Source organism: Bradyrhizobium sp. OK095 (assembly GCF_900109945.1).
Taxonomy (GTDB): domain Bacteria; phylum Pseudomonadota; class Alphaproteobacteria; order Rhizobiales; family Xanthobacteraceae; genus Bradyrhizobium.
In genome coordinates, this window is record NZ_FOBX01000001.1 from 278022 (window position 1) to 294652 (window position 16631).

Sequence of the window (16631 nt, forward strand, 5' to 3'; positions counted from 1 at the left end):
GCACATGGATTGACGGCGGATCGCCTCGCGCGACTTTCGTTTTGGGACTGCGACGTATGAGAGAATTCCAGTGCCCGTCGTGTCGACATGCCGTGACGTTCGAGCACGTCGTGTGCGCGAACTGCGGCGACGGATTGCTGTTCGACCCCTCATGCATCGAGATGACGGAGCTTTCGCTCAAACAGTCCTGCCGGAATCGCGACGTCATCGGTTGCAATTGGTGCGCCGAGGAATCGGATCCGTATTGCGGCTCCTGCCGTCTCACGCGCACCATCCCGAATCTCGGCAGCCCCAGGAACATCATGCTGTGGCGTCGGATGGAGGAGGCCAAGCGCCGTCTTGTCTACGATCTCGCGCGTCTTCGGCTCCCGCTCACGCCGGGTGATGGCGCGCCGGTGGCATTCGACATCCTCTCGGATGAGACCAGTCCTATTCTCACCGGGCATCTTTCGGGTCTCATCACGCTCAACCTCGCGGAAGCCGACGATGTCGAGCGCGAGTCCCGCCGTGTGGCGTTTCGGGAGCCGTACCGCACTCTGCTGGGGCACTTCCGGCACGAGATTGGTCACTTCTATTGGGAGCTGCTCGTCAACGGCACGACACTCCAGGCGCCGTTCAAACTGATCTTTGGTGACGAAACGCAGGATTACCAGTTTGCGATCAACAGCTATCATGGCCGCTTCGATCGTTCCTACGATCGGATGGGGTTTATCAGCGAGTACGCGACGTCCCATCCCTGGGAAGATTGGGCGGAGACGTTTGCGCATTTCCTGCACATCGTCTCGACGCTCGACTCGCTCGCAGGTCTGCCGTTGTCGCTCGATGAGCGCTCGCGGCAGACCTTGACCGATCCTTATCTGGAGAGCGACTTCGAAGCGCTGCTCGCTTTGTGGATGCCGCTCGCCCGTGGCCTCAACGAGCTCAACCGCTCGCTGGGGATGAGTGACGCCTACCCGTTCGACATTTCGCCCGCAGTGAAGGGCAAGCTGCATCTCGTGCACATGGCGATCAGCGCGTTTCGCGAGCAGCAGAAGTCGGCGGGAGCGAGCGTCGCCAAAGTTTTCGCTCACGCGCAGTAGGGCGGGTCACCACGCATCTCATCCCAGGAACGTACGCATGGCGTTGGCAATCTCCCGTGCGTGCGTCTCCAGCGCGAAATGACCGGTGTCGAAGAATTGGACGACGGCGTTGGGATTGTCGCGCTTGAACGCCTCGGCGCCGGGCGGAATGAAGAACGGATCGTTCTTGCCCCAGACCGCGAGGAATGGCGGCTTGTGGGTGCGGAAATAATTCTGGAATGACGGATAAAGCGCCACGTTGCTCTTGTAGTCGCCCATCAAGTCGAGCTGCACGTCATCCGAGCCCGGGCGCGCGAGATAGAAATTGTCGAGGTTCTGGCCGTCCGGCGACACCAGGGCCGCGTCGGTGACGCCATGCGTGTATTGCCAGCTCGTGGCCTCCGGCGTGAGGAAGGCGCGAAGCGCCTCGCGGTTGGCTGGTGACGGATCCTGCCAATAGGCCTTGATCGGAGTCCAGCCGTCGCTCAGGCCATCCTCATAGGCGTTGCCGTTCTGCGAGATGATTGCCGTGATCCGCTCGGGATGGCTGAGCGCAAGCCGGAAACCAGTCGGCGCGCCATAATCGAAAACGTAAACCGCAAAGCGATCGAAGCCGATGACCTCGGTGAAGCGCTCGATCACGCGCGCGACATTGTCGAAGGTGTAGCGGAAGCTTTCGCGCGCGGGCATGTCGGACTGACCGAAGCCGGGAAGGTCCGGCGCGACGATATGGAATTTGTCCGCGAGCAGCGGGATCAGGTCACGGAACATGTGGCCGGCGCTCGGGAAGCCATGCAGCAGCAGGAGCTTCGGCGCACCGGCGGGGCCGGCCTCGCGATAGAACACCTTCAAGCCGTCGACGTTGGCGGTGCGATAGGTGGTTCGGGTCATGATCATCTCCACTGCTGGACGTAACCTGTTATCTCGTTCAGACAGGTTACTTATCTACCTAGTAACTTGTCAATTGCAATTTTACAGGTTACGTAAGTGTGCCGCTTTCAGTCCGGCCAGGGACCGCTCATGGACAGACCGCCCGCCATGTTCATCGCCGACTCGCCCGGGCTCGATTTCCTCAATTCGATCGCGACGCCGGTCGATACGCCCGTCGATTGGATCAATGATGGCGATGGCCTGATCGACTGGCTGGACCAGGCCAGGTTCGTTCCGTCTGACGAGCTCGATGCGATGAAAGCGCGGGCCTTGCCCGGCGAACTGGACAAGGTCGCGGATCAAGCCCGGGCCTTGCGCGAATGGTTTCGAGGCTTCGTTGTGCAGCATGCTGGCCGGCCGCTCACTGCGAAGGCGCTGCACGAGCTCGGGCCGCTCAACAGCCTCTTGGCGCGCGACGAGTCGTTTCGGCAGATCGTGCCACGTCACGACGAGGGCGGGCTTGCGCTGCAAAGGATGCGGCGCTGGCGATCGCCGGAATCCCTGCTGCTGCCGGTCGGCGAAGCGCTGGCGAAATTCGTCTGCGAGGAGGATTTTTCCGACGTGAAGGCGTGCGAAGGCCACAGCTGCACGATGCTGTTTGCCGATCACACGCGCAGGCGCGCGCGGCGATGGTGCATCATGGCGGTCTGCGGCAACCGTGCCAAGCAGGCAGCGCATCGCAGCCGGCTCAAGAGCAAGCAGTGATCGGCCCGGGGAGCGAGACTGCCGCACCTGGGGTACGCTCGGTGCGGTGGTGGCGGGCTGGGAGGCGGCGCTGATCAGGTGCCGCCGGGGCGTTCTGGGCGCGGCGTTGCCTTCCATCAGCGGATGGCGGCGCTCAGTCCTCGGATGAGTCCGCCTTCATGTCGCCGACGACCATGTCTCGCAGGGCGCCCCGCAGCACTGCGACATTCTTCGCGCCGTTCAACTGCTCGAATTCGCGCTGGGCACGCTGCCAGAGCGGGGCGGCCTTGCCGTGAAGACGCCGGCCGGCATCGGTGAGCTCGATGAGGCGGCTTCGGCCATCGGTGGGCGAGGGCCGGATTCGGACCAGGCCGTCGCGTTCCAGAAAGCCGACCATCTTGCCCATCGCCGTCCGCTCGATGTCGAGCCGCTCGGCGAGAGCATTGACGGCGGCGCCACCGACCTCGTTCAGCGCCGACAGGGTGAGGAATTGCGTGATGCGCAGGCCCGCCGGCTCGAGATGGGCGTCATAGAAGCGAGAGATCTGCCGGTTGGCCTTCCTCATGGCGGAGCAGTTGCATTGATCGATTCCCAGAGGCTTGCTCACCGGCAACATCTCCTTGTCCCGTCCATTTCCATCGAAGGCCCGCGCCACCAATATACGCGTGGCGCGGGCGCACCAGTATTCTCAAAGTCCCGGCGGCGGAGTGATATAGCCGGGCACCTCAGCTGCGAGCGTGCCCTTCAGCACCACCGTACCCTTGTCGGCCATCACCTCGCTCTTGCCGGCGATGAGGGCGTCATAGGTCTGGCGCACCACGTCCTCGGGGCTCGCTTTCGGCACGTCAATGCCGTTGGTCAGGTCGGTATCCACGAACCCGACATGCAGGCCGAGAACCTGGATGCCGCGCTCGCGCAGATGAAGACGAAGCTGGTTGGTATAGCTCCAGGCCGCCGCCTTTGACGCGGCATAGGGCGTCAAAATCGGCCGCGGCAGCCACACGATGTCGGAGAGCACGTTGATGATGGCGGCGTCAGGCTTCGCCGACAGGATCGGTTCGAAGGCCTGGGTGACGCGCACGACGCCATAATAATTGGTATCGAACATGCGCGCCGATTGTGCCACGACGTCGGCCGACAGGGGCCCGTCGATCAAGGCGGCGATGCCGGCGTTGTTGACGAGCAACGTCGTATCGTTGGCGATCTTGGCAGCAGCGTTGATCGAGGCCGGATCCGTCACGTCGATCTTCACCGGGATCATGCCGGGCTCGTTGAAGCCATCCGTGTTGCGCATGCCCGCGTAGACTTTCGCGGCCCCGCGGCGACGTGCCTCGCGTGCAAAGGCCAGACCCAGGCCGCGATTGGCACCGGTGATGAAGACGGTTGCGTTCTTGATGTCCATGATAAGTTACCTTTCCAGAGCCTCATGCCGCAGCGGGCTTATTCCCGCCGCCGGTCCGAGGACGTTCAGTTCACAGAAAAAGATCTGCCGGCAATTGCTTCGCGAGCTGGTCGCGCAGGCCGGCGGCAAGCTTCAGCACTGCGTCAAGCGGGCTCATTCGCACGCTGACGCGCGTCACCGATCCGTCGGGATTGTGGTCGACGATGACGGTTGCGCTCAGGCCCTCGCCGCTGGTCAGGGCGGCCTGGTATTCGAGCACGAGCCGCGAGCCGACATTCTGCCCATCTTGAGCAGCTCGTCGACGGCGGCGCCCCCGGTTCGTCCGGTCGCACCGCTGACCAGAACGGTTGCTTCGCTCATGACGCCGTTCCTTTGATCTATATGAGAGCATATGCTCTTACCAGCGTCAAAGTAAGTGCATATGCTCCTAAGTCAAGGCGTTTCGTTCGGCGCCTGGAGTGGGGAGGTTCACATCGCCGTGTGGCCGTCGCGTTGGCTGCCGTCTAGCGCTTCCTGACCAGCTTGAGCGGACGGCCGGTCTGCCTGCTTGGCTTGCTCGTGGCGCTCCGGGCTTCCGGCGGGCTCAGGAAGCGGACGAGCATCTTCTTCAGATGCGCCACGCTCTGCTTGATATCCAGCTTGGGATTTCGGATCGGCATCGCGCGGGATCCGTCGATCAGGGCGATCAGGATGTTCGCCGTCGCATCCGGGTCCAGTCCCGGATCGACCCGCCCCTGGCTTTGTGCCTGGCGCAGGAAGTCGCCCCACATGCGGCGTACCGCATCGGTGTGCCGCGCGATCATTTTAGCGAATTCCGGATTGCGGGCGGCTTCCGCGAGGCCATCGAGGTTGAGGGCCTGGGCGGGACGGAAACGCAGGCTGGTTTCCTCGATATCGGCGAGCAGCGCCTCGATCACGTCGGGGGCGGCCAGGATCTGCTCGAACCGTCCTGCCGCACGCGCGAGACCCATGTCGATCATCGTCTCGATGATCGCCTCCTTGCTCTCGAAGTAGTGATAAAGGTGGCCCGGGCTGATCCCGGCCTCGGTGCAGATGTCCGTCGTGCTGGCGCCGCGGAAGCCGTCCCGGGTGAAGCAGCGCAGCGCTGCGCCGATGATCTCGCCGCGCTTCAACTCGTGCTTGACCGGGTCGACTTTCCTCAAAACGCGCGTCTCCCATCCTCTTGAAGCCTCATTTAGCACGGGTGTCCGCCTCGATAAAATCAAAATTAGATAGTTCCATCTAATTATGTTGACGGGGTGCAGAGGGTGTGGGAGTGATTACTAGAGTGATCTATCTAATAACTCATCCGAACGTGAGTGGGACCATGCGCTTGCAACGGGCGGCCCTGATGTGCGTCACGTTCGCGCTGGGTGGGTGTGCAACTGCGCCGCTCGAACGAGCCGGTTCGCTCGGGAGCTACGACCGGATGTCGGACGCCAACGGGCTGGTCACCAAGTCCCGGATTCGCGTCAACAAAAAGGATTTGCTGGCGGCGAAGACGGTCCGGATCGCGACGACCGTCTTTCCCGCGCGCGGCGACGTCGCCCTGAATGAAAAGGAACGGCGCCTGGTCGCGAATGCCATCAGCCGCGAACTGTGTCTGCGCCTGAGCGAACGCTTCCGGATCGTTGCCGCCGAAGACGACGCCGACCTCACGGTTCAGGCCACGGTGACCCATGCAACGCCGACCAGCCCGACCGCCTCGGGCGCATCGAGAGCGCTGTCGATTGCCAAGACCGTTGCCCTCCCCGGCGTGCCTGTGCCCGTGCCGAGGCTTCCCGTCGGGCTCGGCACGCTCTCGGTCGAGGCGGAAGCGCGTGACTTCGCCGGATTTCAGAAGGCCGCCATGGTCTGGGCGCGTGGCGCCAACTCCATCACGAATTCTGCGCGGATTTCGGACGAGGGCGATGCCTACGATCTGGCCGCCGATTTCGGTGCCGACTTCGCCAAGCTGGTGACGACCGGGGAATCTCCGTTCGGCGGCATGCCTGCGCTGCCTCCGATGGACACCATCCCCGTGCGGCTCGGCGGCGCGCCGAAATATGTGGCGTGCGAGGCGTTCGGGCGGTTTCCCGGCCTGACCGGCATGGCGGGGCAGGGGCTCGGCCTGCCGCCCGGCTGGACGGATTCCGGCGCGAAGGGCAGTCCGGCCCCGGCGCCGGAGCCGGCTGCGAATTCAGAGCAGACGCTGACGCAATGAATTGGACGCGCTCCTGACTGGGTTCCTCGTGGCGTCCGTACTCAACATATTCGTAACCGACCAGAGTCATGACATGCTGACATCCCGAACAATTGGTCTCTCACAGCGCCCTCTGCGCGAAAGCGCCGCGCGCTCCGAAGCTCGCGCGAGCGCGGGGAGCGTTCCGCTGTTCACGGCCGACGAGACGTGGAGCCGAACCAAGTTGGATCGCCGTGTCGCCGGCGAGAAGGATGACCCGATCCTCGAGCCCGGCTTCTGGATGACGGCCCTGATCGCGTTCCTGCCCACGGTCGCGGGCTGTTTCTATCTCTTCCTGACCCAGGGGTGAGGCGCGCGGCGTCGGGGCAAGCGATGTATTTGCGATTTGAACTGGCGCGAAGGTCGGCCTTCGGCCGCCGCAGACCCCTGCAAGCCTTGTCCACTGTCTTGATACTCTTGTTGGCGGGGTGTGCGTCGAGCGCGAATCTGCCTCCCGCCTACCGGCCTGCGCACGCACCGAGCACCAAGGCGGTGCAGGAGGGCGTCAGGAAAGGGGCCACCGAGGCCAAGCTGACCGGGGGAATGGAGACAACCGCCGTCCGCCATACCGACCACGGGCCGGGATCGTATTTCGTCTGCCTGAGGCAGCACGGCCCGTCAGCCGGCAAACGCCCCGCCTATTCGGTGTTTTTCGACGATGATGCCTACAAGGGAATCCAGAGCTCGGTGATCTTCGACGCCTGCGAAGCCCAGCCATGGGTTCCTTTCAGTTGAATGGGTTCCGTTCAGTTGATGCCGGGCTGCCGCGGGGAGACTACGGGCCCCGACCGACGGGGTGTCGGCGGCTGGTTCCGTGCCCCAAAATCCACCCAATCGGTGGTCACTAAGCCCGCGGGGGAGGCGGCGGCCTCCCGTGGTGGGACTGCTGAACTGATGCTTGATCCAAGGCGAATTGTGGTGCTGGCAGCAATTGTGCTGTTCGCCTTGAGCACCGGCATGGCTGTTGCCTCACCTGCCAAGTCGAATGCCAAGTCGAAGCGCGCGGCGGTGACGGCCACCGCGCCGCCGCCTCCTGCTCCCGTCGAGCCGTTGCCGCCGCCAAAGATCTACCTGTTCCGCGGCGCCATGGGCCCGTTCTTCTCGACCGGCATGGACCGGCTCGAAGAGAAGCTGACGAAGGCCGGCTTCTCGGCCGACGTCAACGAATTCACCATCTGCCGGTGGATCGGCGATCGCGCCATCGCCAGCTACAAGGAAACGCCGGCGCCGATCGTGCTGATCGGCCATTCCATGGGCGGGCTGTGCTCGGTCATCATCTCCGAGATGGCGGCCAAGGAAAACATCCCGATCAGCCTCGTCATCACCATCGACCCCGCGCATGCGACCGACGACGTGCCACTCAATGTCGAGCGCTTCATCAATATCTTCCTCTCCGACAGCGTGCTCGGCGGCGGCAACGTGGTGGCGGTGCCGGGCTTCCGCGGCCATTATGCGAGCTACGACCTCAAGGAAAACAGCCGCGTCTCGCACATCAACATCGAGAAGTCCGACGACATCCATCGCCAGATCATCGAGATGGTGACGCAGCTGCCGCGCATTCAGCCGCAGGCCCAGGGCGACACCGTGCCGCTGCGCTATCTCGTGCCGGGGAATACGCTGGTGGAATTGTGGGACAGCGGCGTGCGGGTGCCGGTGCGTCCCGGCGACACCATGGAGAGCATTGCCGCCGCCAATCGCGTGCCGCTGTGGACGCTCGCGCAGAGCAATTCGCTGGCGGAGAACGCGACCCTCACGCCGGGCCAGTCCATCATCGTCCCGCGCCATCTGACCCCGCCGGAGCCGGCGGCCGCGATGGTGGTGCCGCAGGGGCGGCGATAGGAGCTCAGGAGCGAGGCCGGGATGCGCCGGCCAATGTCTGCCCCTGAGCGCAGTCGAGCCTCGTCCTGTCATCCACGTATCTGGTGCCGCGGCAGCCGCCTTCCAGCCGAGGTCGCCAAGGATGAGCGCGCCAAGGTCGGAGTCCGGCTCGCCAGGCGATAGGGCGCGGACAGGAGCATCAGAAACAGTGCTCTTTCAGCAGCATATTTCGCAGCCGGCCGACCGTTTTCCGATCCGTGCATGACGAGGCGCCCTTCCGTCGTGCACACGCGCCACCGCCAGGTCCTTCGGCCGCATTTCCTCAACGACATTTCGAAGGTCGGGAATTGATCAGGCATTGGATTGGCCGTGTCTGCTTGCTGCCTCTGGCATGGTTGCGTTCATGATCGCCCCGATCGGAATTTGAAAGGTCATGGGGAAGGTCGCGGCGGCGAGCTTTTCAATCGCGGACCGCTCCTCAGAGAGGCGCCTCTCAACGAAGCGCCGTTCGAACTCCGTCAGTTCGGTCTTGAGCAACCGGTGGTAACGGCTGATGTTGTTGCGGTGCGCGCGCAACAGGGCGAGCTTTTCATCCATCATCGTCGTCATCCGTTGAACAGTCGGTTTGCTAGGCTGCGAGGCCGGTCCGTGAGGTCGACCTCAAGCGTGCAGGCTTGCCACCGGGAGGGCCCTTCGGGTGGTGGTCCAGCATGGAGAGCGCTTCCAGAATCTCGTCGACGGTGACAATTCTGTTCGAGCCCGGCAGTTCTCTCAGCGCCGGGTTTGAGGCAACGCTGGCCGCGTCCGAAGCCCAGGATGCGAGGATCGCCCGCTTCTCGCCGATGGACAGAGCTGGATCCTCGACGACGTCGCGGGGATGATCGTAGACAGAACCGGGGTGCAATATCGCGTTCAGGTCGATGATGTTTTTGGCATGATCGATCATGAGAGGTCCTCCTTCTCCTTTCGCTAAAACCTCTGATTTGGATTTGCGCCGGGTGCGCGATCGAAGGCAATGGTCGATCCCGCCCGACGATAGGGCGGGATCACCAAGCCTCCGATCAATGAAGCTTCAGGCCGCCTTGCCCTCGAGTTGATGCACGACCCCGGACGGCGCGCCATTGATGGCAATTCGCCGCGGTTTCATCGCTTCGGGAATCTCCCGGATCAATTCGATCTTGAGCAGACCGTTCTCGAACGCGGCGCCCTGCACCTGAACATAGTCGGCCAGGTTGAACTGCCGCTTGAAGGGCCGCGCGGAAATGCCCCGGTAGAGATATTCGCGTTCGGCCTTGTCCGCCTTGTTGCCCTCGACGATCACCGCGTTCTGTTCGGCCGTCACCGAGATCTCGCTGGGCGAAAAGCCGGCGATCGCAAGCGAAATCTGGTAGCGATCCTCGCTGACGCGTTCGATGTTGTAGGGGGGATAATTGTCCTCGCCGGCACGCTGTGCCGTCTCCACGAGGTCGAAGAGGCGATCGAAGCCGATGGTCGAACGCCAGAGGGGAGAAAAGTCGTAAGTGCGCATAGCCAGATCCTCCAAGGAGCAAAATGGGTACGAGCGGCACCGGACAGGACCGGTGCCCGTCTCAGTCGTTCCCGACCCATCAGGCGCCGGGAACGCCACCTCTCGGCGGCAACGGAAAAATAAAAAAACACCGTTTTGGTTTCAAGAGGGGATGTCGAAAAATTTTAGACCCACCTGCGCCGCCTGGGAGGATCGACGCCCCTGAACCAAAAGGGGCGTCGTGTCTCTACCAAGGCTAATCGTCAGCTCCCGACAGCATGGTCGAGTGCAAGGCCGGTGTTGTTCGGCCTCCTACACATTCGCCCCATGGATCGCGTCGATCACGGCGTCCGTGACCTCCTTCGTCGTCGCCTTGCCGCCGACATCGGGTGTCAGCACGCCGGCCGCGCAGACGCGCTCGACCGCCGCCATCAGCCGCACCGCCGCGTCCTTCTCGCCGAGATGCTCGAGCATCTGCGCGCCGGTCCAGAACGTCGCGACCGGGTTGGCGATGCCCTTGCCGGTGATGTCGAAGGCCGAGCCGTGGATCGGCTCGAACATCGAGGGGAAGCGGCGCTGCGGATCGATGTTGCCGGTCGGCGCCACGCCGAGGCTGCCCGCGAGCGCGCCGGCGAGGTCGGAGAGGATGTCGGCGTGGAGGTTGGTCGCGACGATGGTGTCGAGGCTCTTCGGATGCAGCGTCATGCGCACGGTCATGGCATCGACCAGCATCTTGTCCCAGGTGACGTCAGGGAATTCGGTCGCCACCTCGGCTGCGATCTCATCCCACATCACCATGCCATGGCGCTGCGCGTTCGACTTGGTCACGACAGTGAGGAATTTGCGCGGACGTGATCGCGCGAGCTCGAACGCATAGCGCATGATGCGGGTGACGCCGACGCGGGTGAACACCGCGACCTCGGTGCCAACCTCTTCCGGCAGGCCCCTGTGTGCGCGGCCGCCCATGCCGGCATATTCGCCTTCCGAGTTCTCGCGCACGATCACCCAGTCGAGATCGCCGATTCCGACATTGCGCAGCGGTGAAGCGACGCCCGGCAGAATCTTGGTCGGCCGCACGTTGGCGTATTGGTCAAAGCCCTGGCAGATCGGCAGCCGCAGGCCCCACAGGGTGATGTGATCGGGTACATCGGGCGCGCCGACCGCGCCGAAATAGATCGCGTCGAACTTCTTCAGTTCAGCGAGGCCATCCGCCGGCATCATCACGCCGTGCTTCTTGTAATAGTCCGAGCCCCAGTCGAAGGTCTTGATGTTGAAGGCGAGATCGCCGCTGCGCTTTGCCAGCGCCTCCAGCACGCGGATTCCGGCCGAGATCACCTCGGGGCCGATGCCGTCGGCGGGGATGGCTGCGATCGAATGGGTGCGCATGAAGATGCTCCGTTTGAGATTCTAGCGGGATTGCGGGACGGGTTCGACGGGCGCGGTCTGCGCGCGCGACAATAGCAGGGTGATGACGGCCGAGAGAACGAGCAGGCCGGCAACGAAGTAAAGCCCGCCGACGAAGCTGCCGGTCTGGTCCTTGATCCAGCCGATCATGGCGGGACCGACGAAGCCGCCGAGATTGCCGATCGAATTGATGGTGGCGATGCCGGCCGCGGCCGCGGGGCCGGACAGGAACAGCGTCGGCATGCTCCAGAGCGGCGGTTTTGCCGAGGAGATGCCGATGTTCACGAGCGCCAGTGCAACCAGCACGGCAACGACGCCGGTCGCGAGGCCCGCATAGGCAAGCCCGGCCGCGGCGATCAGACAGGCGATGACGACGTGCCACGTGCGCTCCCCGGTGCGGTCCGAATGCCGTGCCCACAGCACCATGGCGACGACCGCGGCGGTTGCCGGCAGCGCATTGAGGAAGCCGACCTGGAGCGTCGACAATCCGAACTGCTTGATGATCTGCGGCGCCCAGACGCCGAGCGTGTAGAGGCCGGCCGAGGTGCCGAAATAAATCAGCGCCAGCGCCAGCACGCGCGGATCGGCGAGGCCGCGCCAGATGCTGTCGCTTGCGGTCGCGGCCTTGCTGGTGGTCTCGACGTTCATGGTCTCGACGAGCCAGCGGCGCTCGTCATCCGCGAGCCATTTCGCTTTCTCGGGGCGGTCGGTCAGGAAGGCCAGCACGACGAAGCCGAGCAGCACGGCCGGCAGCGCCTCCAGCACGAACAGCCATTGCCAGCCCTTGAAGCCGAGCAGGCCATCCATCTCCAGCAGCGCACCGGAGACCGGCGAGCCCAGCACGGTCGAGAGCGGTGCTGCGGCCATGAACAGCGCGGTCACCGCGGCGCGCTGGCGCGCCGGGAACCAGTAGGAGAGATAGAGGATGATGCCGGGAAAGAAACCGGCCTCGGCGACGCCAAGCAGGAAGCGCAGCGCGTAGAAGCTGGTTGGGCCCTTCACGAAGACCATTGCGGCCGAAACGATGCCCCAGGTGATCATCACCCGCGCGATCCAGATCCGTGCGCCGACCTTGTGCAGGATGATGTTGGAGGGCACCTCGAACAGGAAATAGCCCCAGAAGAAGATGCCGGCGCCGAAGCCGTAGACTGTGGGCGACAGACCGATGTCCTTGTTCATCGTCAGCGAGGCGAAGCCGATGTTGACGCGGTCGATGAAGGCCACGAAGTACAGCAGCATGATGAAGGGAACGATGCGCCAGGTGATCTTGCGCAGCACGCGCGTCTGAATCTCGCTCGCCACCCTGGCCTCCCAAGTTCCGGTTTGTTGTTGTGTCGGCGGCCCCGGAGGTCCACGCCGGTAATGAGCCTAGGCGGGCGGGGGAGGCATACTCAATTGGCGCTGGTTTATACAAAAAAATGATATAATCCGCGCCGGGCGAGACGAGAGGACCTTGGATGGAATTGCATCAGCTGCGATGCTTCGTGGCGGCGGCCGAGCAACTGCATTTCGGCCATGCGGCGCAGCATCTCCAGATGCTGCCCTCCGCACTCGGGCGCCAGATCAGGCTGCTGGAAGAGGATCTGGGCACGCGGCTGTTCGCGCGGACGACGCGCGCCGTCTCGCTCACGGAAGACGGTGCGACGCTGCTGCGCGATGCCCGCGCGATCCTCGCGCGGGTCGAGGCGGTCGAAAACAATCTGCGTAACCGTTCGCGCGCGAAGACCGCACGGCGGCTGCGGGTCGGCGCCATCGACAGCGCGGCGGCGGGGCTGCTGCCGCCGCTGCTGCGCGATTTCCGCGACAAGCATCCCGATATCGCGGTGCAGCTGCTCGAAGACAAGACCGTCCGGCTGCTGCCGAAGATTTTGACCGGCGCGCTCGATCTCGCCTTCGTCCGCCCGCCGGTTCAGCCGGACAAGCGGCTCGAATTCCGCGACCTGCTCCAGGAGACCGCCATCGTGGCGTTTCCGCAGCGCCACGCACTGGCCGAGCGCAAATCGATCACGCTGTCGCAGATTGCCGACGAGGCGATGCTGGTGCCGGACCGCCGCTCGCGACCGCATAGCCACGACCTCACCATAAAACTGTTCGAGCAGGCCGGCCTCACGCCGCGCATCGTGCAGGTCGCCGACGAGAAGCAGACCATCATCCATCTGGTGGCAACGAAGCTCGGCGTCGCCATCGTGCCGCGCTGGACCACGCGGATGGCGGTGACGGGCGTGCGCTTCGTGCCGCTGCGTCCGAAGCAGAGCGGCCCGGTTGGCCGGCTGCCGCTCGCCGCGGCATGGCTGCGCGGCTCGCGCGATCCCGCCCGCGATGCCATGCTGGCCGTGCTGGAGGCGCGCCTGCGCCGCTATGCGCGGGAGGCGTGAGCGGTTATGACATTGGCTTGGCGAGAGGGTGGGATGCGATGACTGCACAGAAAGCGTCGAACGAATTGCGCGTGGCTATCGCGGGCCTTGGCTCGATCGGCACCAAGATCGCAACCGCCCTCGATCAGGGCATCGAAGGCCTGACGCTGTCGGCGGTGGCCGTGCGCGATCCCGCCAAGCACCAGGCGTTTCTGGGTGGCCTGCGCCGCCCGCCGCAGATCATGCCCATCGATCAGCTCGGCGACGCCGCCGATATCGTCGTCGAATGCGCGCCGAGTAGTCAGCTGCGTGCGATCGTCGAGCCCGCGGTGAAGCGTGGCAAGGCCGCGGTGGTCGTCAGCGTCGGCGGACTGCTCGACAATTTTGATCTGGTCGATCTCGCGCGCGCCAATGGCGGCCGCATCATCGTGCCGACCGGCGCGCTGATCGGGCTCGATGCCGTCAACGCCGCCGCGGTCGGCACCATTCACTCGGTGAAGATGGTGACGCGCAAGCCAATAGATGGCTTGAAGGGCGCGCCGTTCATCGTCGAAAACAAGATCGACATCGACAATCTGCGCGAACCGCTCAAACTGTTCGAGGGCAGCGCGCGCGACGCGGCGAAGGGTTTTCCCGCCAACGTCAATGTCGCCGTTGCGCTGTCGCTGGCGGGCATCGGGCCCGATCGCACCCAGATCCAGGTTTGGGCCGACCCCACCGTGACGCGCAATGTTCACCGCATCGAGGTCGAGGCGGATTCCGCGCGCTTCTCGATGTCGATCGAGAATATCCCATCCGAAAATCCCAAGACCGGGATCATCACAGCTTTGTCCGTGATCGCGCTGCTGCGCAAGCAGCGCGCCACGCTCTGCGTCGGGACGTAACCTTTACGCGCCGGTGACGCGCCAGATCACGTTGCCGACGTCGTCCGCCATCAGCAGCGACTTCTTATCGGGGCCGATCACGACGCCAACCGGGCGGCCGTAAGATTCCTTCTCGTCCGGCGCCAGGAAGCCCGACAGGATGTCCCGGCCGGGGCCGGAGGGTTTTCCGTTCTCAAACGGAATGAACACCAGCTTGTAGCCTGAGAGCGTGCTGCGATTCCACGAGCCGTGCTGGCCGATCACCATGCCGTCAGGGAAGCCGGGCAGGGTCCCTGCGGGCATCCAGCACAGGCCGAGCGAGGCGGTGTGACCGCCGAGCGCGTAGTCCGGCGTCAGCGCCTTGGCAACCATCGCCGGATCCTGCGGCACGCGGTCGTCCACCGTCTTGCCCCAGTAGCAATAGGGCCAGCCGTAGAAGCCGCCGTCACGCACCGAAGTGAGATAGTCCGGCGGCGTCTCGTCGCCGAGACCGTCGCGCTCGTTGACGACGGTCCAGAGCACGTTCGTGTTCGGCTCCCAGGCAAGGCCAACGGGATTGCGCAGGCCCGCGCCAAAAATGCGATGCGTGCCGGCGGCAAGGTCGAGCTCGTAGACCGCGGCGCGGCCTTCCTCGACCTCCATGCCCATCTCGGCGATGTTGCTGAGCGAGCCGACGCCGGCATAGAGTTTTTTGCCGTCAGGGCTCGCGAGCAGGCTGCGCGTCCAGTGGCCGTTCGGCTTGAAGTTCGTGAGCCGCTTGCCCGGCGCGGTGATGCTGTCGGCATTGGCGACATAGGGGAAAGCCATCACGCCGTCGGTGTTGCCGACGTAAAAAGTTTCGCCGATCAGCGCCATGCCGAACGGCTGGCTGAGGTTCTCCATGAAGGCGCCGCGCACTTCGGCAACGCCATCGCCGTCCTTGTCGCGCAGCAGCGTGATGCGGTTGGCGCTGACGCCGAGCGCCGCGGCGCGTCGCATCGTTGCCTGCATCGCGTAGTGAAACACGCTCCTCGGCGCGCCCGCGATCTGCGTTGCCTCCGCGATCAGCACGTCGCCATTGGGCAGCACCTCGATCCAGCGCGGATGGTCGAGGCCGGCGGCAAAGGCATTGACCTTGAGGCCGGGCGCGGCGGTGGGTTTCTGGCCGTCGCTCCAGCCGCGCGCGGTCGGCATCTTCAGGGTCGGCAGAGCCCCTTGCGGTTTTGCTTCGGGAATAGCGGGCGCCTGGCCCCAGGCGGGGGCGGGCGCGGTGCCCGATAGCTTTCGCCATTGCAGCGCGACGCCGCCGACGAATGCGACGAACTGCGCAAAGATGCTGGAAAAATTCATGAAAATCACCTGTTGAACCCTGAGGCACAGTCCCACACCGGATCGCCCAAAGCCCCGCGCGGGCTCAGGCTTGTTCGTCGATCTCTCCAGATCCGCGATGGGATGTCGTCGTGCCTCGTTGCGCGCGCATCCAACTGGGTCGCGGCAAAAAGGTCAACATGCGCGGGCTTGCATCGGGCCGTTTGGACGTGCGCGGAATGGCAGCCGACCAAATTTGCATGGAGAGGAGATCAGCGGCCAATCTGGGCTCGTGCCCCGGACGCGGCGTAGCGCGTCTTCGCGGTGCGCTGCAGAGCCGGGGCCCATCTCACGGCATGCAATGAGTCGCCATCTGGGTCCCGGCTCTGCGCGGCAACGCTCGCGCGTTGCAGCGCGTCCGGGACACGAGAATGAGGGGAGCTGCTACGCCCTCAACGCGGCGACAAGAACGGAATGATCATCGGCACGCGGCGGCAGTAGGCGCCGTAGGCGTCTTCGCCGAGCTCCTTCGACAGGAACACCTCTTCCATCCGGCCCTTCTGCCACATGCCGAGCGAGATCAGGATGGCGCCGAGGATCGTCGTCACCAGGCCGATCGCAACGCCGGTCACCAGCATGCCGAAGATCAGCCCGGTGTAGATCGGGTGGCGCACGATGCCATAGGGGCCGGTGTCGATGACGCGATGGTCTTCCTTGTGGGTGATGGTGTTGGACCAGAACTTTCCGAGATGCAGCCGGCCCCACCATGCGAAGGCGATGCCGGCGACCGAGAGGACGGCAGCAATGGTGATGCCGGTGTTGCCGAGCACCCAGAGCGGCTTCCAGCCAAAGATCTCCGCAATAAAAGGCGTGTACAGGATGCCGCCGACCAGGATCGGCAAGCTATAGCGCTGCGACTCCAGCGTCATGACCTGCTTCTTGGTCTGCCCCTGCCAGAACGAGGCGCCGACCCAACTGGCGAGAAAAGCGAGCCAGATCAGGGCCAGGAGTTCGGTCGGCCAGGTCGTGGTCCAGCCGCCCCAGGCGACAGAGAGAAGCTTGCTGAAATCGAAGGACATGAAGGTTCTTTGCGTTGGGCGGCG

At 64.3% G+C, this 16631-nt stretch carries 20 protein-coding genes; 8 read left to right on the forward strand and 12 right to left on the reverse strand.

The window, feature by feature from the left end; translation table 11 throughout:
* Positions 1-56 precede the first annotated feature (56 nt).
* Positions 57-1079 carry a zinc-binding metallopeptidase family protein gene (locus BMW89_RS01330; RefSeq protein ID WP_092021929.1) on the forward strand — a complete coding sequence of 341 codons (1023 nt, stop codon included), beginning with the start codon at positions 57-59 and terminating at the stop codon, positions 1077-1079.
* Between the two features lie 18 nt (positions 1080-1097).
* On the opposite strand, the gene BMW89_RS01335 is transcribed toward BMW89_RS01330, so the two are convergent.
* A complete protein-coding gene (locus BMW89_RS01335; RefSeq protein WP_092021932.1) occupies positions 1098-1949 on the reverse strand; it encodes an alpha/beta fold hydrolase in 852 nt (283 codons plus the stop codon).
* A gap of 129 nt (positions 1950-2078) precedes the next feature.
* On the opposite strand from BMW89_RS01335, the gene BMW89_RS01340 reads away from it, so the two are divergent.
* A complete protein-coding gene (locus tag BMW89_RS01340; protein ID WP_092021934.1) occupies positions 2079-2693 on the forward strand; it encodes a CGNR zinc finger domain-containing protein in 615 nt (204 codons plus the stop codon).
* Between the two features lie 133 nt (positions 2694-2826).
* Here BMW89_RS01340 and BMW89_RS01345 read toward each other — a convergent pair whose 3' ends face one another.
* The 4 genes from BMW89_RS01345 to BMW89_RS01360 form a co-directional block, all read right to left on the reverse strand.
* Positions 2827-3288, reverse strand: coding sequence for a MarR family winged helix-turn-helix transcriptional regulator (locus BMW89_RS01345; protein ID WP_092023296.1), 462 nt, complete (start codon positions 3286-3288; stop codon positions 2827-2829).
* A gap of 72 nt (positions 3289-3360) precedes the next feature.
* Entirely contained in the window at positions 3361-4074 is a 714-nt protein-coding gene (locus tag BMW89_RS01350) for an SDR family oxidoreductase (RefSeq protein ID WP_092021936.1), read from the reverse strand.
* A 70-nt stretch (positions 4075-4144) separates the two neighbouring features.
* The gene (locus tag BMW89_RS01355) at positions 4145-4333 is read right to left on the reverse strand and encodes a hypothetical protein (protein ID WP_210187552.1); all 189 of its coding nucleotides are present in this window, start codon (positions 4331-4333) and stop codon (positions 4145-4147) included.
* Between the two features lie 244 nt (positions 4334-4577).
* Positions 4578-5237, reverse strand: a complete 660-nt coding sequence (locus BMW89_RS01360) for a TetR/AcrR family transcriptional regulator (protein WP_092021938.1) — start codon at positions 5235-5237, stop codon at positions 4578-4580.
* A 188-nt stretch (positions 5238-5425) separates the two neighbouring features.
* On the opposite strand from BMW89_RS01360, the gene BMW89_RS01365 reads away from it, so the two are divergent.
* The 4 genes from BMW89_RS01365 to BMW89_RS01380 all read left to right on the forward strand — a co-directional run bounded on the left by BMW89_RS01365 (position 5426) and on the right by BMW89_RS01380 (position 8134).
* Entirely contained in the window at positions 5426-6277 is an 852-nt protein-coding gene (locus tag BMW89_RS01365) for a DUF3313 domain-containing protein (protein WP_092021940.1), read from the forward strand.
* A 73-nt stretch (positions 6278-6350) separates the two neighbouring features.
* The gene (locus BMW89_RS01370; RefSeq protein WP_092023298.1) at positions 6351-6605 is read left to right on the forward strand and encodes a hypothetical protein; all 255 of its coding nucleotides are present in this window, start codon (positions 6351-6353) and stop codon (positions 6603-6605) included.
* 23 nt (positions 6606-6628) lie between these two features.
* On the forward strand, positions 6629-7030 hold the full coding sequence (locus BMW89_RS01375; RefSeq protein ID WP_244547481.1) for a hypothetical protein: 402 nt from the start codon (positions 6629-6631) through the stop codon (positions 7028-7030).
* Between the two features lie 159 nt (positions 7031-7189).
* Entirely contained in the window at positions 7190-8134 is a 945-nt protein-coding gene (locus BMW89_RS01380) for a LysM peptidoglycan-binding domain-containing protein (RefSeq protein ID WP_092021942.1), read from the forward strand.
* A gap of 330 nt (positions 8135-8464) precedes the next feature.
* Here the strand turns inward: BMW89_RS01380 and BMW89_RS01390 are convergent, their stop codons facing one another.
* The 5 genes from BMW89_RS01390 to BMW89_RS01410 all read right to left on the reverse strand — a co-directional run bounded on the left by BMW89_RS01390 (position 8465) and on the right by BMW89_RS01410 (position 12326).
* Complete coding sequence (locus BMW89_RS01390; protein WP_092023300.1) at positions 8465-8713, reverse strand: hypothetical protein; 249 nt, start codon at positions 8711-8713, stop codon at positions 8465-8467.
* 28 nt (positions 8714-8741) lie between these two features.
* On the reverse strand, positions 8742-9059 hold the full coding sequence (locus BMW89_RS01395) for a hypothetical protein (protein ID WP_092021946.1): 318 nt from the start codon (positions 9057-9059) through the stop codon (positions 8742-8744).
* 126 nt (positions 9060-9185) lie between these two features.
* Positions 9186-9641, reverse strand: a complete 456-nt coding sequence (gene hspD, locus BMW89_RS01400; RefSeq protein ID WP_092021948.1) for a small heat shock protein HspD — start codon at positions 9639-9641, stop codon at positions 9186-9188.
* A gap of 291 nt (positions 9642-9932) precedes the next feature.
* Entirely contained in the window at positions 9933-11006 is a 1074-nt protein-coding gene (locus BMW89_RS01405) for a tartrate dehydrogenase (protein WP_092021950.1), read from the reverse strand.
* Between the two features lie 21 nt (positions 11007-11027).
* Positions 11028-12326 carry an MFS transporter gene (locus tag BMW89_RS01410; RefSeq protein ID WP_092021952.1) on the reverse strand — a complete coding sequence of 433 codons (1299 nt, stop codon included), beginning with the start codon at positions 12324-12326 and terminating at the stop codon, positions 11028-11030.
* A gap of 155 nt (positions 12327-12481) precedes the next feature.
* On the opposite strand from BMW89_RS01410, the gene BMW89_RS01415 reads away from it, so the two are divergent.
* Together BMW89_RS01415 and BMW89_RS01420 are read left to right on the forward strand one after the other, a co-directional pair.
* Positions 12482-13399 carry a LysR family transcriptional regulator gene (locus tag BMW89_RS01415; RefSeq protein WP_092021954.1) on the forward strand — a complete coding sequence of 306 codons (918 nt, stop codon included), beginning with the start codon at positions 12482-12484 and terminating at the stop codon, positions 13397-13399.
* Between the two features lie 38 nt (positions 13400-13437).
* A complete protein-coding gene (locus BMW89_RS01420) occupies positions 13438-14262 on the forward strand; it encodes an aspartate dehydrogenase (RefSeq protein WP_092021956.1) in 825 nt (274 codons plus the stop codon).
* Between the two features lie 3 nt (positions 14263-14265).
* Here the strand turns inward: BMW89_RS01420 and BMW89_RS01425 are convergent, their stop codons facing one another.
* Positions 14266-15570 carry a PQQ-dependent sugar dehydrogenase gene (locus tag BMW89_RS01425; protein WP_092023301.1) on the reverse strand — a complete coding sequence of 435 codons (1305 nt, stop codon included), beginning with the start codon at positions 15568-15570 and terminating at the stop codon, positions 14266-14268.
* Positions 15571-15980: 410 nt separating this feature from the next.
* A complete protein-coding gene (locus tag BMW89_RS01430) occupies positions 15981-16607 on the reverse strand; it encodes a methyltransferase family protein (protein WP_092021958.1) in 627 nt (208 codons plus the stop codon).
* Positions 16608-16631: the final 24 nt, after the last annotated feature.